This window comes from Labrenzia sp. OB1 (assembly GCF_001624695.1).
Taxonomy (GTDB): Bacteria; Pseudomonadota; Alphaproteobacteria; order Rhizobiales; family Stappiaceae; genus Roseibium.
The window spans coordinates 57562-76455 of the sequence record NZ_JSEP01000012.1 but is presented as its reverse complement, the minus strand read 5'-3'; the positions used below and the strand labels follow the sequence as shown (position 1 = coordinate 76455).

Below are 18894 nucleotides of genomic sequence, written 5' to 3'. Positions count from 1 at the left end.
CCCCCCAGAAAGCAGAGACGTCATGCAGCACGCGGAAAACTACAATTACATCATCGTCGGAGCCGGTTCGGCCGGCTGCGTCCTCGCTCACCGGCTGAGTGCGGATCCGGCCTGTTCCGTGCTGCTGCTCGAGGCGGGGGGCTGGGACCGCGATCCGATGATCCACATTCCGCTCGGTTGGGGCAAGATCCTCACCGAACGCCGCCATGACTGGATGTATTTTTGCGAGCCGGAAGACAATGTTGGCGGCCGCAGCGTCGAATGCGCCCGCGGCAAGGTCATCGGCGGATCGTCCTCGACGAACGCAATGGCCTATGTGCGGGGCAATCGCGGCGACTATGACCGCTGGGCCGCCAACGGCCTTCCGGGCTGGTCCTATGACGAAGTCCTGCCGTATTTCCGCAAGCAGGAAACCTGGGAAGGCGGTGCAGACAAGTCTCGGGGAGGCTCGGGTCCTCTCAGTACGCAGCATTGTCGCTATGAGGATCCGTTGATCGATGCCTTCGCCGAGGCCAGTGTCCTGGCCGGTTATCCGCAGACCGATGACTACAACGGTGTCCGGCAGGAAGGCTTCGGCCGGTTGCAGATGACGATTTCGAAGGGCCGTCGGTCTTCTACGGCCTCGGCCTATCTGCGGCCGGTTCTGAAGCGGCCCAATCTGACGGTTCTGACAAAAGCCATGGCCACGAGGATCGTGATGGATGGCAAGCGGGCCACCGGTGTCACGATCAACCACAACGGATCTGAAAAGACGGTTACGGCTCGCAATGAGGTTCTTCTGGCGGGTGGGGTCATCAATTCGCCGCAGCTACTCATGTTGTCGGGTGTGGGGGCCCCGGAGGAGCTCGCCGCGCATGGCATTGAAACGCGCGTCAACCTGCCTTCCGTGGGCAAGAATCTGCAGGACCACGTTTCCGTTATCCAGATGTACAGGCGCCGTGAACCGGGTCCGTTTTTCAAGAACATGAGGGCCGACCGGATCGGTCTTGATTTCCTCAAAACCTATCTGACGGGCAAGGGTTTCTCCGCCGACGTCCCTGGCGGAGTGGTTGCCTTCCTCAAGAGTGGCGAGGATCGGCCGCTGCCGGATGTGCAGCTCCTGTTCACAGCCGCTCCGCTTGCCGCATGGCCCTATCTAGAACCCTTCAAGGCACCGTTCCAGGACGGCTTCGCCACCCGGATCGTGGCTGTACAGCCGGAAAGCCGAGGATCAGTGAAACTGGCTTCGGCGGATCCGTTGGCAGCACCATTGATCTATCAGAATTTTCTGGCCTCTCCAAAGGACTGGGATTCTCTTCGTGCCGGTTTCCGGATAGCGCGGGATCTCGCAGCGCAGCCGTCAATGAAGCCCTTCATAGAAGCGGAGTTCTTTCCCGGGCCCGGCTGCCAGTCCGACGCGGAGATCGACGAGCATATCCGCAAGACCTGCATCACTGTCCATCATCCGGCAGGCACCTGCCGGGCCGGCTCCGATGCGGCCTCGGTTGTCGACCCGCAGTTGCGTGTCAAAGGTGTTGACGGTCTTCGCGTGGTCGATGCGTCCGTCATGCCGGACCTGGTCTGTGGAAACATCAATGCCGCCGTCATCATGATCGCCGAAAAAGCGGCTGATCTCATCATGAAACCCCAGACAAGCGAGGCAGCGGCGTGATCAAGCGTGTAGCCATTATTGGTCTTGGAACGATGGGCCCCGGTATGGCCGCCCGTCTTGCAAGAGGCGGCGTCGAAGTCGTGGCCCATGACATAGCACCGAAGGCGATCGAGCGCGCCCGGTCGATGCTGGTTGCTGCCGAAGGTGTTCTGGACAATCTCGGGATTTCACCTTCCGGAAACAACGGGTCGGTGCGGTTCACCGACAAGGTTGAGGACGCCGTCGCGGGCGTGGATCTCGTCATAGAAAACGTTCCCGAGAAGGAAGAGATCAAGGCGGATGTCTATCGAAAGATCGATGACCTGATCGCCCAGAATACAATCGTGGCATCCGATACGTCCGGCATTCCGATCACCAAGTTACAGACGCATATTTCCAACCCCGCGCGAATGGTGGGGATGCACTGGTCCAATCCACCGCACATCATTCCCATGATCGAGGTTATCGGTGGACAGCAGACGGCGCCTGAAACGGTTCAAACCATACGCGACTTTATCCGCTCTCTCGGCCTCTTACCTGTGATCCTCAAAAAAGACGTTCCAGGATTTGTCGAAAACCGCGTGCTCTATGCGCTCTTGCGCGAGGTCGTCGATCTTGTCGAGCGCGGCGTAATCGAACCAGAAGATATCGATACCTGCGTTTCCTGGGGCATCGGCTACAAGCTGGCCGTGATCGGTCCCATGGCGCTTCTCGACATGGCCGGTATGGACATCTATCACTCGGTCTCCTCCTTCCTCAACGAAGACCTATGCAACCGCAAGGATGTTGCGCCTCTGGTGCGCGAACAGATCGCGGCCGGCAAGCTCGGCATCAAGTCGGGTGAGGGGATCTATTCCTACACATCCGAGAGCATCGCCAGTCTCCAACCGGAACGGGCGCGAAAGCTCGTCGCGATCCGCCGCATTCTCGAGGGGAAAGAATAACGCCATGAACACCGGGCCGAAGGATGGAGAAAGGCGCATGAGTGGCAACGGAATTATCCGTGCCGAAGCGCTTGCCGTTCGGCTCATCTGTGTCCTGTTGGGCCTGTGCCTGATCGTCATGGTCCTGATCAACGTCGCCAACGCCGTTGGCCGCTACAGCGGCTGGTTCTCGCTCGTCGGCGCGGATGAACTGCTGGTTTACGGGATGATCTGGATCGTCATGCTGGGAGCGATCCTGGCGGCGCGAAGCCGAGACCATCTGTCGATCAATCTTCTGCCGAATGCGATGACCGGCCGCCTGGCAGCCGTTTTGCAGATCGCGATCGATGTTGCGACTGTTTCTGTTTCCGTTCTCATCGCATGGCACAGCTTCATCTTCATTGAACGTATCGCGAGCCTCAACCAGAAGAGCATGGGTCTGGGCATGCCTATGGTCATCCCGCACTCCGCAATCCTTGTCGGCTTCATTGGCATCGTGGCGGTCACAACCTTCCTGACCATTGTCGACATCGCCCGGTTCACCACTTCGCAAGAGGTGCAAAAGTGACCTGGCTCCTCGGCATCACTGTCGCGATACTGATTGCGTTGGGCGCGCCAATCTTCGTCGCGCTGCTCTTCGCGGCGGCGATGGCGCTCCTGTTCTTTCCCGGTCCCCCGCTGATTGCTCTTCACCAGACGATTTTCGGAGGTCTGGACGCCTATGCTCTGCTGTCCGTGCCGTTTTTCATCTTCGCGGGCGAACTGATGGCGATCAGCGGCATTGCCGACCGCCTCATCATTCTGGTGCGTGCCCTGTTCGGCCGGGTCCCGGGATCGCTCGGGATTGCGGCGCTCGGCGGATCAACTCTCATCGGAACGATCTGTGGGTCTTCCGCCGCCGCAGTCGCCGCCGTGGGCCGCAACATGTATCCTCAGCTGATTGCAGGCGGATACGGCAAGCGGCGCGCAGCCGGTATCATCACTTCCAGCGGTGCGATCGACATCGTCATTCCGCCCTCGATCGCCATGATCCTTTATGGCGCGGCGGCCGAGCAGTCGATTGCCAAGCTGTTCATCGCGGGCATAATTCCCGGCATCGTCATGGCGTTGCTGATGGCCGGATACATATCGTTCTCGGCTCTGATTGCGCGTATTCCGAGGGATACGAAATTCCAGGCCCGGGTCGCCTGGGAGGCTTTCAAACAGGCCTTCTGGGCATTGACCATGCCGGTCTTCGTCATCGTGGGCATCTATGCAGGTTTCTTTTCGCCCACTGAAGCCGGCGGCTTTGCCTGTGCCTATGCAGCGATCCTCGGTATGGTCGTCTATCGCACCGTCACCTTCCGCACTTTGCTGGAGGCAGCCGTCAGTTCGGCGATGATGACGGCGCGCATCATGATCGTCGTCGCCGCGGCGGGCGTCATCAGCTGGGTCCTCACGGTCGAAGGTGTGCCCCAGGCGCTGATTGCCATGACAGCGGATTCGGGCCTTTCGCCCCTAGGCTTCCTCTTGACCGTGAACCTGCTGCTTCTGGCGATAGGCTGCGTTCTGGACCCGACTTCGGCGATCCTTGTCCTGTCTCCGCTTCTCGTGCCCATCGCGGTGTCGCTGGGGATCGATCCCATTCACTTCGGCGTGGTCATGACCGTCAATCTCGCCATTGGCATGTTCACGCCTCCCTTCGGCTTGAACATCTTCGTCGCCCAGTCGGTACTCTCCTTGCCTACCTCTGACATCTACCGCGGGGTTCTGCCTTACATGGCGGTCCAGATCTCCGCTTTAGCCCTCATCACCCTGATCCCCGCGCTTTCGCTATGGCTGATCAACGGCATGTCGTGAGTGCATTGAAGCACATGGAGGATAAATATGACGTCATACACCAAACGCCTGTCACTTGCCGTGGGTGCATTCGGCACAGCTCTCGCCCTGATGCTGCCAATCGCCGGTGCTGCCCACGCTCAGCAAAGCACCATGAAACTCGCTTCTGCGACCATCAACGACGTGCAGCACGAGTGGCAGAAGGAGTTCCAGAAAGAAGTCGAAGCCCGTGTCGGTGATGCCCTGAAGGTTGAAATCTACCCGGCCTCGCAGCTTGGTGCGATACCGCGGATGTCGGAAGGAGTGCTGCTCGGCACGATTGAGGCATTCACCACGCCGACCTCGTTCGTCACCAATGTCGATCCGCGTTTCCAGGCCTTCGATGTCCCAGGCCTCTTCAAGAATGCGGATGAAGTGAGCGCGGTGATCCACGACCAGGAATTCCGCGACTACATGGAAACCCTGTTCCTGGACAAGGGCGTGCGCATCATCGGCGCGATCTTTAATTCCCCCACCCAGATCCTCACACGAGAGCCGGTGACTTCAATCGACGGGTTCGAAGGTCTCAAGGTGCGAACCTTCGCATCGCCGCTTCAGATGGAGCCGATGAAGGCAATCGGCGTGAATCCCACGCCACTCGCGCTGTCCGAAGTCACTCCGCAGCTCCAGGCCGGCGGCATTGACGGCATGCTGGCGGGGATTCCGATCCTGACCGCCTTCAAGTTTTACGATACCGCCAAGTACGTCACCAACATCAACATGAACCAGATTGTTTCGGTGACACTGGTCAACGAAGCCTGGTTCCAGTCGCAGTCCGACGAGGTGAAGACTGCCATCATCGAGGCTGGCCGGGCGGCTGAGGAAACCGTTTTTCCCTGGGGAGTGGAGAATGTGCAGCGCGCTGAAAAAGCGTGGTTGGACAACGGTGGCGAGATCCAGATCCTTCCCGACGATCAGCAGGCCGAACTGCAGGAAACCTTCGCAAGAGTAACCGACGAGGTCATTTCGGACCAAGCGGACGTGGTGGAAGTGCGTGACCAGATCATCTCGAAACTCGAGGCGGTCCGCGCTCAATGATCCAGCTAGCCGCCCGTGCCTCTGCAGCTCAGACCCGTGTCACCGCCGGTACGGCAAAGGAACCGCAGCGTCGCTTCTGTCTTGCCGGCGGCAATAGGCAGGTCGAGCCGCGTCCGGACGGTGTCGGCGGAGCACCAGAGCGCTTCCAATGGCATCCGGTCGTCGGTCGCGTTCATCAAGTTGAGAACTCCCGTCTCGGGGTCGTGCCAAAGCGTCAGCGTCAGTTCGCCGCTCGGGGCAATGCGTCCGAGTTCTTCGGAATACCAGTGAGCCAGCGCGGCTTTGCAATCGAGCTGAACGCCAGTCTCGTTGACAATGGAAATTTCGACCGGGTCAGCGCCTTCGGTCCCGTGAACGATCCCTGAATAGGGCACATAAGCTCCGCTTTCGGCCATGGCCGGGAGTGAGGAAAGCCCAGCAGACAGGGCGACAAAAACAATGAAACGTCTGCCGACTGATTTCGTCTTCCAACTGGAATCTGACAACCATTGTGGGAACAACATCATGAGAAACCTACTTATATCCGCCGCGCTCAGCGTGGTGCTGACCACCCCGGCGGCACTTGCTGGCGAGGTTGATACCATAGCCATCCTTACGCCGGAACAGGGGAGTGACTTCGGCTGGAACCAGCAGGGTGTCGAAGCTGCCAAGGCTGCCGCCAAGGCGACGGGCACCGAAGTCATCATCGCGGAAGGTCTGGGCTACGGTGACGTCCGTGCACCGATGCGCGAGCTGGCGGCCGATGGTGCCGACCTGATGATCGCGCATGCCAGCGGCTACAACACCGCCGGTCCCGAGATCGCCAAGGAAACCGGCGTACCGGTCGCCATAGTCGACAGTCCCGATGCTCTCGAAAAGGGTCTGGTGGCCGATTATACCCTGTCGGGCCACGAAGGTGCCTATCTTGCCGGACGTCTGGCCGCCAAGATGACATCTACCGGCACAGTCGGCATCGTCGTCTCCGGTGAACCGCCGTCCTGGAACTCGCAGTCAATCGGTTTTGCCGAGGGCGTGCACGCGGAGAACCCGGACGTCAAGATCCTCTACTCGGTCATCGGTCCGGCAGCCTATTCAGACGCAGCCGGCGGAAACCGTGTGACCACCTCGGTCATCGCGGCCGGCGCCGACATCATTTTCGGTCAGGGCAATGGCTCAAGCTTCGGCATGATCCAGGCTGTTGAGTCGAACAAGGCCACTGACGGATCGGACGTGCTCTTCATCGATGTGATCGGCGACAAGTCCGAACTGGACAAGGGGCATCTTCTGGCTTCGGTGTTGTGGGACATGACCCCGGTTTACACCGCGATGATCGAAGACCTGAAGGCCGATAAATTCGGTACGCGTGGTTACGCCATAAGCTTGGCCGACGATTCCGTCAAACTTATCAAGACCCCGCAGGCAGACGAAAAGGCGTGGGACGAGGTGATGGAACTGCGTGAGCAGATCATCTCTGGGGACATCAAGGTGGAGCCCAAGTTCGAAGCTGCCGATGTCCGTACTCTGGTCACCGTGGCGGAGTGAGCGCATCCGTGTCAAATGCATCGGAAACTGTGACGAGCCTGTCCTCGGAAACGAGGGCAGGTGTCATTGGCGTACATGGCGTGACCAAACGCTTTCCCGGCGTGATCGCGGTCAACAACGTCTCGCTCACATTTCATCAAGGTGAGGTGCATGTTCTTCTTGGCGAGAACGGTGCGGGCAAATCGACGCTGGTAGGCATTCTTTCGGGTCTTCAGGAACCGGACGAAGGCTACCTGTCGCTGAATGGGAAAAAAATACGGCTGGCCAGCCCATCGGCCAGTCTCGATGCTGGCATCAGCACGGTTTTTCAACACTCCATGCTGGTGCCTACACTTACGGTTCTGGAAAACCTTACCCTGGGCGCGCCCTGGTACGAGCGCCCGCCCCGTGCCCGGATCGCGGCACGAATGGAGGAATTGAAACGGGAGTTCGCGCTCTCCCTGCCGCTTGACGCCATTGTCGGCGAGCTTTCGCTCGGCCAGCAGCAGCAGATCGAGATCGCCCGCGCGCTCCTGCGTGACAGCAAGGTGCTGATCCTCGACGAAGCGACTTCCATGCTTACGCCCCAGGGGGCGCATGAATTGGGAGAGCGGATGCAGAAGCTGGTGAAAAGCGGGCTGGCTGTCATCTTTATCACCCACAAACTCGCTGAGGCCTATCGATACGGCAATCGTATTTCGGTTCTCAAGCAGGGCGCGCTCGCGGGTGAAATGGTTCCCGACCAATTGAAGTCTATGTCCGAGGACCAGGCAGTCGACGAAATCGTCCGCCTGATGTTCGGCCGTGAAGCTGGCGCCGGTTCCACCGAGCAACGCAATAGCACGAAACGTGATGACACCGTTCTCAAGCTGGAGAACCTGTCCACTCAGGGCGACGCCGATGTCATGGGGATCGCGGATATCTCGCTGATCCTGCAGGCCGGCGAGATTGTCGGTGTGGCCGGGATCGACGGAAACGGACAGAAGCAATTGGCGGAAGCCATGGCGGGTCAGCGGCCTCTCAACTCCGGACGGGTCGAACTTGACGGCGAAGACATTACCAGCGCCACCGTTGCGCAGCGCCGGCGCAAGGGACTTCGGTACCTCACGGACGACCGGCTTGCGGAAGGTTCGGTCGCAGCCTTTCCGATTTCCGAGAACACGGTCCTCAAGGATATCGGCCAACCGCCTTTTTGGGTGAACGGTCTGGAACGTCCGCAACGCATCGCACAACATGCGCGCGAGCTCATTGCGAGATTTTCCGTGCATGCGCCGGGCGAGACCACGCCGATTGGGCGGCTCTCGGGCGGCAATATTCAGAAGGTCCTGCTGGGCCGCGAACTTCTGGGTGAGGCGCGCGTCGTGGTGTTCAACAAACCCACATACGGATTGGACCTCAAGAACATCGATACCTCACGGCAGCGCATCTCCGAAATCGCCGAACGGGGCCTGGCGGTGCTGCTCATCTCTACCGATCTGGATGAGTTGATGGCGTTGTCGGACCGCATCGCGGTGATGGAGGGAGGGCGTATCCGGGGGATCGTGAAAAACGATGGCAGCGGCGAGGCTTTGCGCTTGCGTATCGGCCGGATGATGGCCGGTGAAGAAGACTACAAACAGGCGACGGCATGACCATACAAGACGATATGAATCCGGTATCGGCGGACCCTGAGACCAACGTGGACGGTATCGCGAGAACGGTGACTGAGCGCAGTGCGCTCCAGCGGGTCCTGACATTGACCGTCGGCCCGATTCTCGCGGCCTTCCTTCTGTCTGCGCTCATCCTGATGCTGGTCGGGGTCAATCCGCTTACCTACTACGGCTATATCCTGGAGAGATCCCTTTTTTCAGGACTGGGCTTGCAGCAAACAGCCACAAGAATGGCGCCACTTCTGTTTCTTTGCGCCAGTCTGATCATTGCCTTCCGTGCGGGGATCTGGAATTTGGGAACTGACGGGCAGTTCCTGCTCGGTGCAGTCATTTCAGCTGCAAGCGCGCCTCTGCTGGTTGGCGTTTTGCCGGGGTGGGCGGTGCTTCTGGCGGGCTTTGTGCTGGCCGCTCTGGTTGGCGCGGTTTGGTCGCTCATTCCTGCGCTGCTCAAGGCGTATCAGGGCGTGAACGAGATCATCACCACCTTGATGATGTCCTTTCTCGGCGTTCTGCTCGCCTCAACACTGGTCAAGCTGGTCTTCAGGGATCCGGAAACCACTGTACCGCAGACGCGCACCCTGCCGGTGGAAGATCGGCTTCCACGGCTTTTCGATACTTCCATTTCCAGCGGCTTGATCTGGGGTCTGATCGCGGTTTTGGCCGTCCATCTGATGATGACCCGCACTGCCTTCGGATTGCGGTTGCGGATGGTGGGTGCCAACCCTCTTGCGGCGACCCATGCTGGCTTGTCGGTACCGCTGCTGACCCTGGCGACATTCGGGTTGTCCGCAGGTTTTGCAGGGCTTGCCGGCGCCTCGGAGATCCTCGGCGTCGCCGGGAATGTCCGCGCCAACTGGAATCCCGCTTACGGACTTATGGTCATCCCGCTGGTCTTTCTTGCGCGGTTCAACGGGGTAGGGGCCATCGTTCTGGTTTTCTTTTACTCCGCTCTCATGATCGGCAGCGAGAGCGCCGCGCGGCGTCTCGGGGTGCCGCAGGACTTCACTCTTGTGCTTGTCGCCAGCCTGCTGATCTGCCTGGGGCTGGGCGAGTATATCGATCACCACAAACGCAAGAAGGAACGTTGAGATGAGTGGCTTGCTGACTGAAGCGTTCCTTTCGTCTCTTTTGACCGGCGCGATCGTTGCCGCCATCCCGATACTGCTCGCGGGATTGGGAGAGCAGATGTCGGAGAAGGCGGGGGTGCTGAACATCGGCATCGAGGGCATGATGTTGATGGGGGCCTATGTCGGCTTTCTCGTCGCCTTCGAGACCAATTCGCTTTGGCTGGGATTTCTCGGGGGCATTCTCGGCGGCGTGCTGACGGCCATTGTGATGGCGGTGCTGTGCGTCCGGTTGGGCCTGAACCAGATCGTGATCGGCATCGGCCTGACGCTTGGGGTGGAAGGGCTAACCGCGCTGCTCCACCATTTTCAGTTTTCCCGCACCTATCCACGCCTGCCTGCGCCCGAGCGGTTGAATATCCCGGGATTGACCGATCTGCCAGTGATTGGACCTTCCCTCTTCGGGCGGCATCTGATCGTCTATCTCGCACTTATCGCTGTCGTGGTGCTGGCATACCTTTATCGGCGCACCAATCTTGGCATGACCTTGAGTGCGGCCGGGGAGCGTCCGGCGGCGCTGGACGTGGCCGGCGGCAACGTGCTCGGCATTCGCGTCGTCGCGGTGCTGTTCACCGGTGCCATGGCTGGCCTCGGCGGTGCCTATCTCGCCAATATCGGGGCAGGGCTGTTCATTCCCTTCATGACCGGCGGTGCAGGATTCATCGGCATAGTTCTCGCCATGCTGGCGCGGGGCAGGCCCCTCTGGGTCTTGATCGGCTCACTGATTTTCGGAGCCGCGCTGTCGTTGACCACCGCACTGCAGGTCGCGGGGTCGAACATCCCCACCGACGTTATCCAGATGCTGCCTTTTGCGGCGGTGATGCTGGTCCTGGTGCTTTTCGGCCGCCGGGCGAAACTGCCCGCGGCACTGGGCGCTGCCTATGAACGCGGCGCCCGCTAACGCGCCGCTACCTACCATTCCCATTCCTGAAGACGGGGACCGGGCAACATGAAGGAGAAGTGACATGGCTGATACCAAAGTCTATTTGCTCGACGGAGGTTCGCTGGTGCTGGACGGGTTCCATATCTGGTGGAACAAGGGACCGGGCGGTGAAGTTCGTTTTCCGGTCTATTCCGTGCTCGTCGATCATCCCAAGGGAAAATTCCTGATCGATACAGGCTATGATATCGACCACGTGAACAAGGCGTTGTCCTTCGAGAAGCCCCTACAGAGCGAACAGCAAACCATTCCGGGAGCACTGAAGCTTCTGGGACTGGAGCCGAAGGACATTGACGTCCTGTTCAACTCGCATTTCCACTTCGATCATGTCGGGGGTAACAAGTTTTTCCCCGACACAAAGAAGATCTGCCACAAGGACGAGTTGCCGCAGGCCGCCAGGTGCCAGCCTTTCGAGGTTCTTGGCTACTCCGATCTAGCCTTCTCTAAAGACGTGGCCGAAGCGCGCGGGATGGCCGATCAGCTTACCTCTGGGCAGACCGCAGGCAACACCAAGTTTGAACTGATCGAGGGCGACGTGGAACTCGCGCCAGGCGTGACCCTGATCTACACGCCGGGACACACGGTCGGTCACTATTCGCTGCTGGTGGAGTTCGGTACCCGCCGTCCGCTGCTGTTGACGCTCGATGCTGCCTATACCCGCAAGAACTACGAAAACGACATCAATGCGGGCTTTCACATCGATCCGGTGGCGGGTGTGAATTCGATGCGGCGGTTGAAGCAAATCGAGAAGGAAAAGAACGCCGAGGTTCTCTTCAGCCACGATCCTGAGAGCTTCAAGGATTACAGAACCGGCGTGAATTTCTACGGCTGAGGAGCACCCGATGAAGTATCCCGAAACGAAATCGCCGGTCTTCACTCTCACGGCCGGCCCTGTGGACGCTTATCCCGAGGTGCTGCGCGCATTGGGTAAAACAGTGCTCTACGATTACGACCCTGCGTTCCAAGCCTTTTTCGAGAATGTCACGTTGAAGGCGCAAAAGGCGTTGGCGTGCGATCTGCCGCCGCTCATCCTTCAGGGTGAGCCGGTTCTAGCGCTCGAAGGCGCAGCAGCGTCCCTGATAGGCAAGGAGGACGTGGTGCTGAACCTTGCCTCCGGCGTCTATGGCAAGGGCTTTGGCTATTGGGCCAAGCGTTATGCCAAGAGGGTCGAAGAGATCGAAGTGGCCTATGACACTGCGATCGATCCCGATCAGGTCCGCTCGTTCCTCAAGGAAAACCCAGAGGTCAGTGTGGTCTGCGTTTGCCACCATGACACTCCGTCGGGAACTATCAATGATATCGATGCCATTGGTGCCGTTGCCGCTGAATCGGGGGCATTGCTTCTTGTAGACGCGGTGTCGTCCTGGGCCGGAATGCCGACGGGTCCGACCTCCAGTCAGGCAGCTGTTTACGTCACAGGCCCGAACAAGTGCCTGGGCTGCCCGCCATCGCTGTCGCTCGTCGCCGTCTCCGCACAGGGGTGGGCCAAGATCGAGGGCAATCCCGATGCTCCGTTTGCTTCCATGCTCAGCTTCACGGACTGGAAGAACGCCTGGAAGAAAACCGAGCCATTCCCTTTCACGCCGTCCGTGGCCGAGATCAACGGTCTCGATGCCGCGCTTGACCGCTATCTCGAAGAAGGCCCGGAAGCCGTCTGGGAGCGTCATGCGCTGACTGCAAGAGTTTGCCGTGAAGGCATCAAGGCGATGGGTGTGGACCTCTGGCCGGCCTCGGAAGACATCGCATCGCCAACCGCAACGGCCGTACGAATGCCTGACGGCATTGACGCCGGTCCTGTGCTCAAGGAGGCGCGGGCTCGCTATGGGGTGTCCATGTCGGCCGGCCGGGCTGAAACACTGGGAAAGCTGATCCGTATTGGCCACATGGGACCGACCGCACAACCGGCCTACGCCCTTCTGGCGGTCTCCGCCCTGGGCGGTGCTCTGAAGGCCTCTGGTGCAACGGTGGATGTGGCGGCAGGACTTGCTGCTGCTCAGGCCGCGTGGGACGCAGCGATAGACGACTAGAACCGGGCACTGCAACAACGAAAGGATTGAGTGAATGAGCACAAGTCTTGATGGCCGCAAGGCAGTCGTAACCGGGGGCGCACAGGGCATCGGCAAGGCAATTGCCCAGGCGTTGGCCGATGCCGGCGCCAAGGTCGTGATCTCCGATATCAATGGTGAAGGAGCCAAATCCGCCGCTGCCGAGATCGGTCAAGGTGCCGAGGGTGTGACTTGCGATTCCACCGATGCCGCACAGGTTGAGAAGATGCTCGAGGACGCAGCGCAGGAAGGTGCGATCGACATCCTCGTCAACAACGCATCCATCGTTCCCTTCATCGCCTGGGACGATGTCGATCTCGCCCATTGGCAGAAGATCATCGATACCAATCTGACGAGCGTCTTTATCGCCAGCCGCAAGGCGACCGACATGATGCGGGCTGCCGGGCGCAAGGGAACGGTGCTGAACATCGCGTCCAATGCGTTTTATGCAGGCACGCCCAACATGTCGGCTTATGTGGCGGCCAAAGGCGGTGTGATCGGCTTCACCCGTGCGCTGGCAACAGAAGTCGGCAAATACGGAATTCGCGTTAACGCCGTCACGCCGGGGCTGACTGAATCCGACGGTGTGAAAGTCAGTCCGCATGCGGAGAGCTTCGGTTTTGTCGAGATGCTTCAGGCAATGCCCGGAAAGGGCCAGCCGGCCGACATCGCCAAGGTCGTGGCATTCCTCGTCTCGGACGATGCGGGCTGGATGACAGGCCAATGCGTCAATGTGGATGCTGGGATGATCAGACTTTAACGCTCATGCTCAACCCGGGTTGTCGGAATTCGGTTGTGAAACAGCGCTGGTTTGCGTTCGTTCACAACCGAAACCAGCTTTGTGAAGGCCAGGGTCAAGGCTCAGGTTCACCTGTGTCCCGGATTTTCGAGAGCTTCAGTCGCTCGGACCGATCATCTGCTCGGGGCGTACAAGTGCGTCGAACTGCTCTGCCGTGACATAGCCGAGACCGAGGGCCTCTTCGCGCAGGGAGGTTCCGTTCTTGTGCGCGGTCTTGGCAATCTCGGTCGCCTTGTCGTAACCGATGGCCGGCGCCAGTGCCGTCACAAGCATCAGAGAACGCTCCATCAGGGCCGTGATGTTGGCCTCATTGGCCCTGATGCCTGTAACGCAGCGGTCGGCAAAGCTGACCGAGGCGTCGGCAAGCAGCCTGATCGACTGCAGCATGGCAAATGCCATGACCGGCTTGAAAACGTTGAGTTCGAAATGTCCCTGGCTTCCGGCAAAGGAAATCGTGGCCTGATTGCCGTGCACCTGGGCACAGACCATGGTCAGCGCCTCGCATTGCGTCGGATTGACCTTGCCGGGCATGATCGAGGACCCCGGTTCGTTTTCCGGCAGGGAAAGCTCCCCGAGGCCGGACCTTGGTCCGGAGCCGAGAAAGCGGATGTCGTTTGCGATCTTGAACAGCGAAACGGCAACAGTGTTCAAGGCGCCATGGGCGTAAACATAGGCGTCATGCGCCGCCAGCGCTTCGAACTTGTTCGCAGCCGAGCGGAACGACAGCCCCGTGATGTCGGCCACCTGGGCGGCGAATTGTTCCGCAAAGCCCTTTTTCGTATTGAGCCCAGTGCCCACGGCGGTACCACCCTGCGCCAGGTCGTAAAGTCCGTCGAGTGCTTCAGTGACCCGCCGAATTCCAAGCTCAAGCTGAGCCGCATAGCCGCCGAACTCCTGGCCGAGGGTCAACGGTGTGGCGTCCTGGGTGTGGGTACGGCCGATCTTGACGATTTCCGACCACTCGGCCGATTTGGCCGCCAGAGCCGATTTCAGATGGGTTAGCGCGGGCAGCAGGCTTTCCTTGATTTCGCGTGCCGCGGAAATATGCATGGCCGTCGGAAATGTGTCGTTGGACGACTGGCTCATGTTGCAGTGGTCGTTCGGGTGGACCGGGGTCTTTGTGCCGATCTCACCGCCAAGGATCTCGATCGCACGATTGGCGATGACTTCATTGGCATTCATGTTCGATTGGGTGCCGGATCCTGTCTGCCAGACAACAAGCGGGAATTCCTCATCGAACCTTCCAGCCGCCACTTCACCGGCTGCCTGCTCGATGGCTTCGGCAATTTCCGGAGCAAGCTTTCCCTGCGCCCGGTTCACACGGGCCGCCGCCTGCTTGATCACGCCCAGCGCGTGCACCAGAGGCGCGGGCATGGTCTCGCTTCCAATCGGGAAATTCATCAGGGAACGGGCGGTCTGGGCACCGAAATAGCTGTCGCCCGGAATCTCAAGGGCGCCGAAGGAGTCGGTTTCCGTACGGGTTGGCTGGGACATGTTTCCTCATCGTGGGTTGGCTGGATTGTTTCAGGCGGCTTCAATGAAATAGAGACTGTTGCCGTCCGGATCGGTCAGAGAGAATTGAGATTTCCCGCAAATTCCCTGTCGGACATTGCCAAGATCAGGCAGGGAACGGCCGTAAAACTCGTCATGGAGTTTGCGGATGTCGTCGATGTGGAAGACAACGCTCAGATTGGACATAAGCTCCGCATCCGTCATAGGCGTGATCTTCAGATCCAGCTCGGTGCGGCGGGCTCTCAGGCCGTCGCTCTCCCGGTAGACCGCGAATCCCAACCCGTCGCTGTAGAACATGGAGCTGCGCCGCAGATCCGAAGAAAACAGGATCGGAACGGCTTTATATCTGCTGTCGGTGACAGTCTTATTCATGTTGGGCTTCCGCCAGTCTTCTTGAAAACAATTTTGGATGAGAGCGCAGCAGTCGGTTTCGCGTTTCAATGCAAAGTGGCGTCTTTCGCGTCGCGCAGTGCGTCCGTGGTCTGGAGTGTCATGTCGACATCACTGGCGGAGATTGGGAAAAAGCGCTGCCGGAGGCTGAGGTACTCGGCCGCAAGTTGCCAGGCATGGGTTTCAAGTTCCCACCAGCCTGCTCCCCGTGCGATTTCGCGCAGACATTTCGCCGCACAGGTTTCATCCTGATGCTGCAAGGCGGAGATCAGGGCCATCAAAAGATATTCGTCTCGGGCCATGCAGGGGCATTCAAGACAGTGATACCCGGTCGGATTCTTCGCGTGACACCGGTAAACCCGCACAAAGTTCCAAAGTGCATCCAGCAGGGGCCGGGAGCCGTCAGCACCGAAAAGACCGGTATAACGGTTCCAGACGTCGCGCCATTGCATGAGATAACTGTCGTCAAATCCGTTTTGTACGCAGCGCAGACCGAAGACAAACAGTTGCTCCGCCAAGTAAGGCGATTTCGTATCGCGGTTGCCGGTCTCGTCCAGCGTGTTTGCAGACATCGTTTCCTCCGCTTCCTCGATCTTGTGAGGGCATTGCTCAGGTCCGGTTTCCGGTTTTGAGGCGATTGGCTCTGGTGGCCGGGTTCAGTGATTTGAGAATTTCCATCCAGGATTGATTGAACAGGCTCTCCGCAGGCCGGTCCTGCACGAACACCAGAACGCAGGTGCCCGATTTCGAATAGCACTCGAGCGACAGGCTGTGCCGTGACCGCACAATCCAGAATTCCCCAATTGCTGCCGGATCGAAGAATGTCCGGTTGGATTCGGCGGTCAGCTCGATCAGGTCTCCGTGCCGTATCACATCGTCAAGGCGGCCCGATTTAAGTTGCATGCAGGTCGTGCTTGGAACACAGACAGTCAGCGGCTGGCGCAGTTCGCTGAAATAACGCAGAACATGCGGAACGACCTGCCGGTCGATCGTCCAGGCTTCGCTTCGGCCCATCTTCTTCAACCGCTCGTAGCGGGATTTTCCCTGGTTCAGCAGACAGGCATCCAGGTTCTCCGAAACGCCAAGTTGGCTGAAGTCTTGAGCAGGCAGTTGCCCTGCTGGTTTCAGGGTCTCGGACAGAAAGCTGAAAAAGGGGCCTGGCAGGCTGTTTGCGAGTTCCTTCTCGCGCGTGCCGTACATCAGGACATCGAATGCCAGTTGATCCGAAAGAGAGGCGATATGGCACTTGTGTACCGTCCGGCCTTCCAAATCGAAGATCTGCAGCGATGGCGCTTCCTTGCGGGAAACGTCCGCTTCTACGGCGACCAGGGTTTCGATTCCGGCCGGCAGCAATCTGGTCGCAATGCCCGAATTGTCGAACTTCAGCTCTTCACCGAAAATCATCGGCATCTGATAAACGCCGATTTCGCTCATGACCGCGCAATCATTCGCGGTGGAGGCAATCGCACGCTCAAAGCCCGGCAACCAGTCCTTCAGAAGATCGACACCTTCATCCAGTCCGCGCGCTCGTCTGCCGGCGGACAGATAGAGATCTGCAAGCTCGCAGTGGCTTCTGCCCGCAGCCGACCCGCGCGAGCCGGTTTTGTTGCTCACCACCAGCTTCGGCCCGAACTCATTTCCTCTGACGATCTTGTTCACGAACTCTGGCTCCCCGGCCTTGTGCATCTGGAAATGGTTTTCAGTAAACGTCTCGGAGATAACGTTTTTCGCGCTTCAGATTGGCGACATAGACGTCTGCTTCCTCTGGTGAGAAAGACCCGAATTCGGCAATGACGTCGTGCAGGGCTCGATCCACATCCCTGGCCATGCGTGTGGCGTCACCGCAGACATAGAAGCAGGCTCCGTCCTCCAGCCATGCAAACAGATCCCTGCCGTTCTCCTTCATGCGGTGCTGGACATAGATCTTCTGATCCTGATCCCGGGAGAATGCGAGATCGAGACGGTTGAGAATGCCCTGTTCGCTGAAAGTGCTCAGTTCGTCCTCGTAGATAAAATCATGAGACTTGTGCTGATCGCCGAAGAACAGCCAGTTCAACCCCTTGGCGCCCGAGGTCCGCCGTTCCTGAAGGAAGGAACGGAACGGTGCGATTCCTGTTCCCGGTCCGACCATGATGACCGGCCGGTCCGTATCTTCCGGCAGGCGGAAGGAATTGTTGGGCGACAGGAAAATGCCTGTGCTGCCACCATCGGCGATCCTGTCGGCGAGATGGGTTGAACAGACACCGCCATGGTCGCGCCCGAAGGTGCGGTACCTGACGCTGGCAACGGTCAGATGGATATGGTCCGGCGCCTCCAGCGGGCTGGAGGATATGGAATAGGCCCGATGCTGCAATGGTTTGAGAAGGCCGGCAAACTCCGCTGGCGAGAGCCCCTGCTGCGGCAGCATTCCCAGAAGGTCGATGCAGTCCCGGCCCCAGAGCCAGGCTTCCAGCGCTTCCTTGTCGCCGTTCTTGACGATGTGGCTGAGTTCCCCGTCACCGGCCCGCCTTTCGATCTCGGCAATCAGGTCTTTCGATGGTGTGGAAATCTCGAACCGGTGCTTCAGCGCCTCACCTAAGGGGCCTTCGACGCCATCGACCGAGGCGTCATGGCCGGAGCCCAACCAGTGCAGGATCCAATCGACGAGAGCGTTGTCGTTGACCGGCATGACGCCGAGCGCATCGCCTGCACTGTAGGAGATGCCGCTGTCGCCAAGAGCAAATTCGAAGTGCCGGATTTCCTTGTCTGACCCTTCTCGGGAAAGAAGCCTGTTGACGGCAACACGGGAAGGATAGGGAGACTTGCGTGACCACTTCGGCCTGGCCGGCTTTCCAATCGGCCGTTCGTCACTACCTGCCTCCGCCGCAGTGGCGCTTCGCTCACTGGCAACTTTCGGAAGGGCATCTTCGATCCAGCCGGCTGCGGCATCTTCGAAATCGATGTCGCAATCGACACGCGCCAACAGGCGCCGTGCGCCCAACTGCTCCAGGCGCATGTCGATCAGCTTTCCGGCCTGGCAAAAATCGTCGTAACCTGTGTCGCCAAGGGCCAGCACGCCGAAGGTCAGCCGTTCAAGCCTCGGGGCCGTTTCAGCAATGAGAGCATCCCAGAACAGCTGCGCATTGTCAGGCATCTCGCCCTCGCCATAGGTCGATATGACGATGATCACGTGGGACATGGTCTGAAGGGCAGGGAGGTCGACATCGTCGAGCGCCTGGACAACCGGGCTCAGGCCCTTCGATTTCGCGACACCGGCGGCATCCATGGCAACGGTTTCAGCATTGCCTGTCTGCGTGCCGAACAGGATGTTCACCACCGGTGCTTCGCTCGAGCTGGCGGTCGCAGATGCCGGGGACGCCGACGGCATTTCCTGCAGCGACAGGCGTGAGTGAAGCCCGGCCAGAAATCCGGAGAGCCAGGATCGCTGGTCTTCGTTGAAAGGCGCGTCTTTCGGAACGAACGGGAGTTGCATGTCTGAATTTCCAGG

18 protein-coding genes are annotated in these 18894 nt (G+C 59.4%); 12 read left to right on the top strand and 6 right to left on the bottom strand.

The window, feature by feature from the left end:
* Positions 1-22 precede the first annotated feature (22 nt).
* Genes OA90_RS16720 through OA90_RS16700 form a run of 5 tightly spaced genes read left to right on the top strand, consistent with a single transcriptional unit; the run spans position 23 to position 5448 of the window.
* Positions 23-1651: a choline dehydrogenase gene (locus OA90_RS16720; RefSeq protein ID WP_068414375.1), complete on the top strand. Its 1629-nt coding sequence runs from the start codon at positions 23-25 to the stop codon at positions 1649-1651.
* Positions 1648-2574, top strand: a complete 927-nt coding sequence (gene fhmpcd1, locus OA90_RS16715) for a 5-formyl-3-hydroxy-2-methylpyridine 4-carboxylate 5-dehydrogenase (RefSeq protein ID WP_068414373.1) — start codon at positions 1648-1650, stop codon at positions 2572-2574. The genes OA90_RS16720 and fhmpcd1 overlap by 4 nt, the downstream gene beginning before the upstream one ends.
* A 37-nt stretch (positions 2575-2611) precedes the next feature.
* Entirely contained in the window at positions 2612-3121 is a 510-nt protein-coding gene (locus OA90_RS16710; RefSeq protein ID WP_199823742.1) for a TRAP transporter small permease, read from the top strand.
* On the top strand, positions 3118-4392 hold the full coding sequence (locus tag OA90_RS16705) for a TRAP transporter large permease (protein WP_068414368.1): 1275 nt from the start codon (positions 3118-3120) through the stop codon (positions 4390-4392). The genes OA90_RS16710 and OA90_RS16705 overlap by 4 nt, the downstream gene beginning before the upstream one ends.
* 27 nt (positions 4393-4419) lie before the next feature.
* Positions 4420-5448, top strand: a complete 1029-nt coding sequence (locus OA90_RS16700) for a TRAP transporter substrate-binding protein (RefSeq protein ID WP_068414365.1) — start codon at positions 4420-4422, stop codon at positions 5446-5448.
* Positions 5449-5453: 5 nt separating this feature from the next.
* Here the strand turns inward: OA90_RS16700 and OA90_RS16695 are convergent, their stop codons facing one another.
* Complete coding sequence (locus OA90_RS16695; protein WP_068414362.1) at positions 5454-5843, bottom strand: hypothetical protein; 390 nt, start codon at positions 5841-5843, stop codon at positions 5454-5456.
* A 109-nt stretch (positions 5844-5952) separates the two neighbouring features.
* On the opposite strand from OA90_RS16695, the gene OA90_RS16690 reads away from it, so the two are divergent.
* From OA90_RS16690 to OA90_RS16660, 7 genes are all read left to right on the top strand, one after another.
* Positions 5953-6969, top strand: a complete 1017-nt coding sequence (locus OA90_RS16690) for a BMP family protein (protein ID WP_068414588.1) — start codon at positions 5953-5955, stop codon at positions 6967-6969.
* A gap of 8 nt (positions 6970-6977) precedes the next feature.
* Entirely contained in the window at positions 6978-8579 is a 1602-nt protein-coding gene (locus OA90_RS16685) for an ABC transporter ATP-binding protein (protein ID WP_199823741.1), read from the top strand.
* Positions 8576-9685, top strand: coding sequence for an ABC transporter permease (locus OA90_RS16680; RefSeq protein ID WP_199823740.1), 1110 nt, complete (start codon positions 8576-8578; stop codon positions 9683-9685). The genes OA90_RS16685 and OA90_RS16680 overlap by 4 nt, the downstream gene beginning before the upstream one ends.
* Before the next feature lies 1 nt (position 9686).
* Positions 9687-10622 (top strand): ABC transporter permease, encoded by a 936-nt coding sequence (locus OA90_RS16675; protein ID WP_068414357.1) that lies wholly within the window; start codon positions 9687-9689, stop codon positions 10620-10622.
* 64 nt (positions 10623-10686) lie between these two features.
* Positions 10687-11493 carry an N-acyl homoserine lactonase family protein gene (locus tag OA90_RS16670; protein WP_068414354.1) on the top strand — a complete coding sequence of 269 codons (807 nt, stop codon included), beginning with the start codon at positions 10687-10689 and terminating at the stop codon, positions 11491-11493.
* Between the two features lie 10 nt (positions 11494-11503).
* Entirely contained in the window at positions 11504-12688 is a 1185-nt protein-coding gene (locus tag OA90_RS16665) for an alanine--glyoxylate aminotransferase family protein (protein WP_068414348.1), read from the top strand.
* Positions 12689-12722: 34 nt separating this feature from the next.
* Complete coding sequence (locus tag OA90_RS16660; protein ID WP_068414346.1) at positions 12723-13466, top strand: SDR family NAD(P)-dependent oxidoreductase; 744 nt, start codon at positions 12723-12725, stop codon at positions 13464-13466.
* Between the two features lie 135 nt (positions 13467-13601).
* Here the strand turns inward: OA90_RS16660 and fumC are convergent, their stop codons facing one another.
* The 5 genes from fumC to OA90_RS16635 form a co-directional block, all read right to left on the bottom strand.
* Positions 13602-14999 carry a class II fumarate hydratase gene (gene fumC / locus OA90_RS16655; RefSeq protein WP_068414345.1) on the bottom strand — a complete coding sequence of 466 codons (1398 nt, stop codon included), beginning with the start codon at positions 14997-14999 and terminating at the stop codon, positions 13602-13604.
* A 30-nt stretch (positions 15000-15029) separates the two neighbouring features.
* Entirely contained in the window at positions 15030-15389 is a 360-nt protein-coding gene (locus OA90_RS16650) for a VOC family protein (protein ID WP_068414344.1), read from the bottom strand.
* Positions 15390-15454: 65 nt separating this feature from the next.
* Positions 15455-15979, bottom strand: coding sequence for a hypothetical protein (locus OA90_RS16645; protein WP_068414342.1), 525 nt, complete (start codon positions 15977-15979; stop codon positions 15455-15457).
* Between the two features lie 37 nt (positions 15980-16016).
* Positions 16017-17066 carry a ChuX/HutX family heme-like substrate-binding protein gene (locus tag OA90_RS16640; protein WP_199823739.1) on the bottom strand — a complete coding sequence of 350 codons (1050 nt, stop codon included), beginning with the start codon at positions 17064-17066 and terminating at the stop codon, positions 16017-16019.
* A gap of 40 nt (positions 17067-17106) precedes the next feature.
* Positions 17107-18879, bottom strand: coding sequence for a sulfite reductase flavoprotein subunit alpha (locus OA90_RS16635; protein ID WP_068414334.1), 1773 nt, complete (start codon positions 18877-18879; stop codon positions 17107-17109).
* Between the last annotated feature and the right edge of the window lie 15 nt (positions 18880-18894).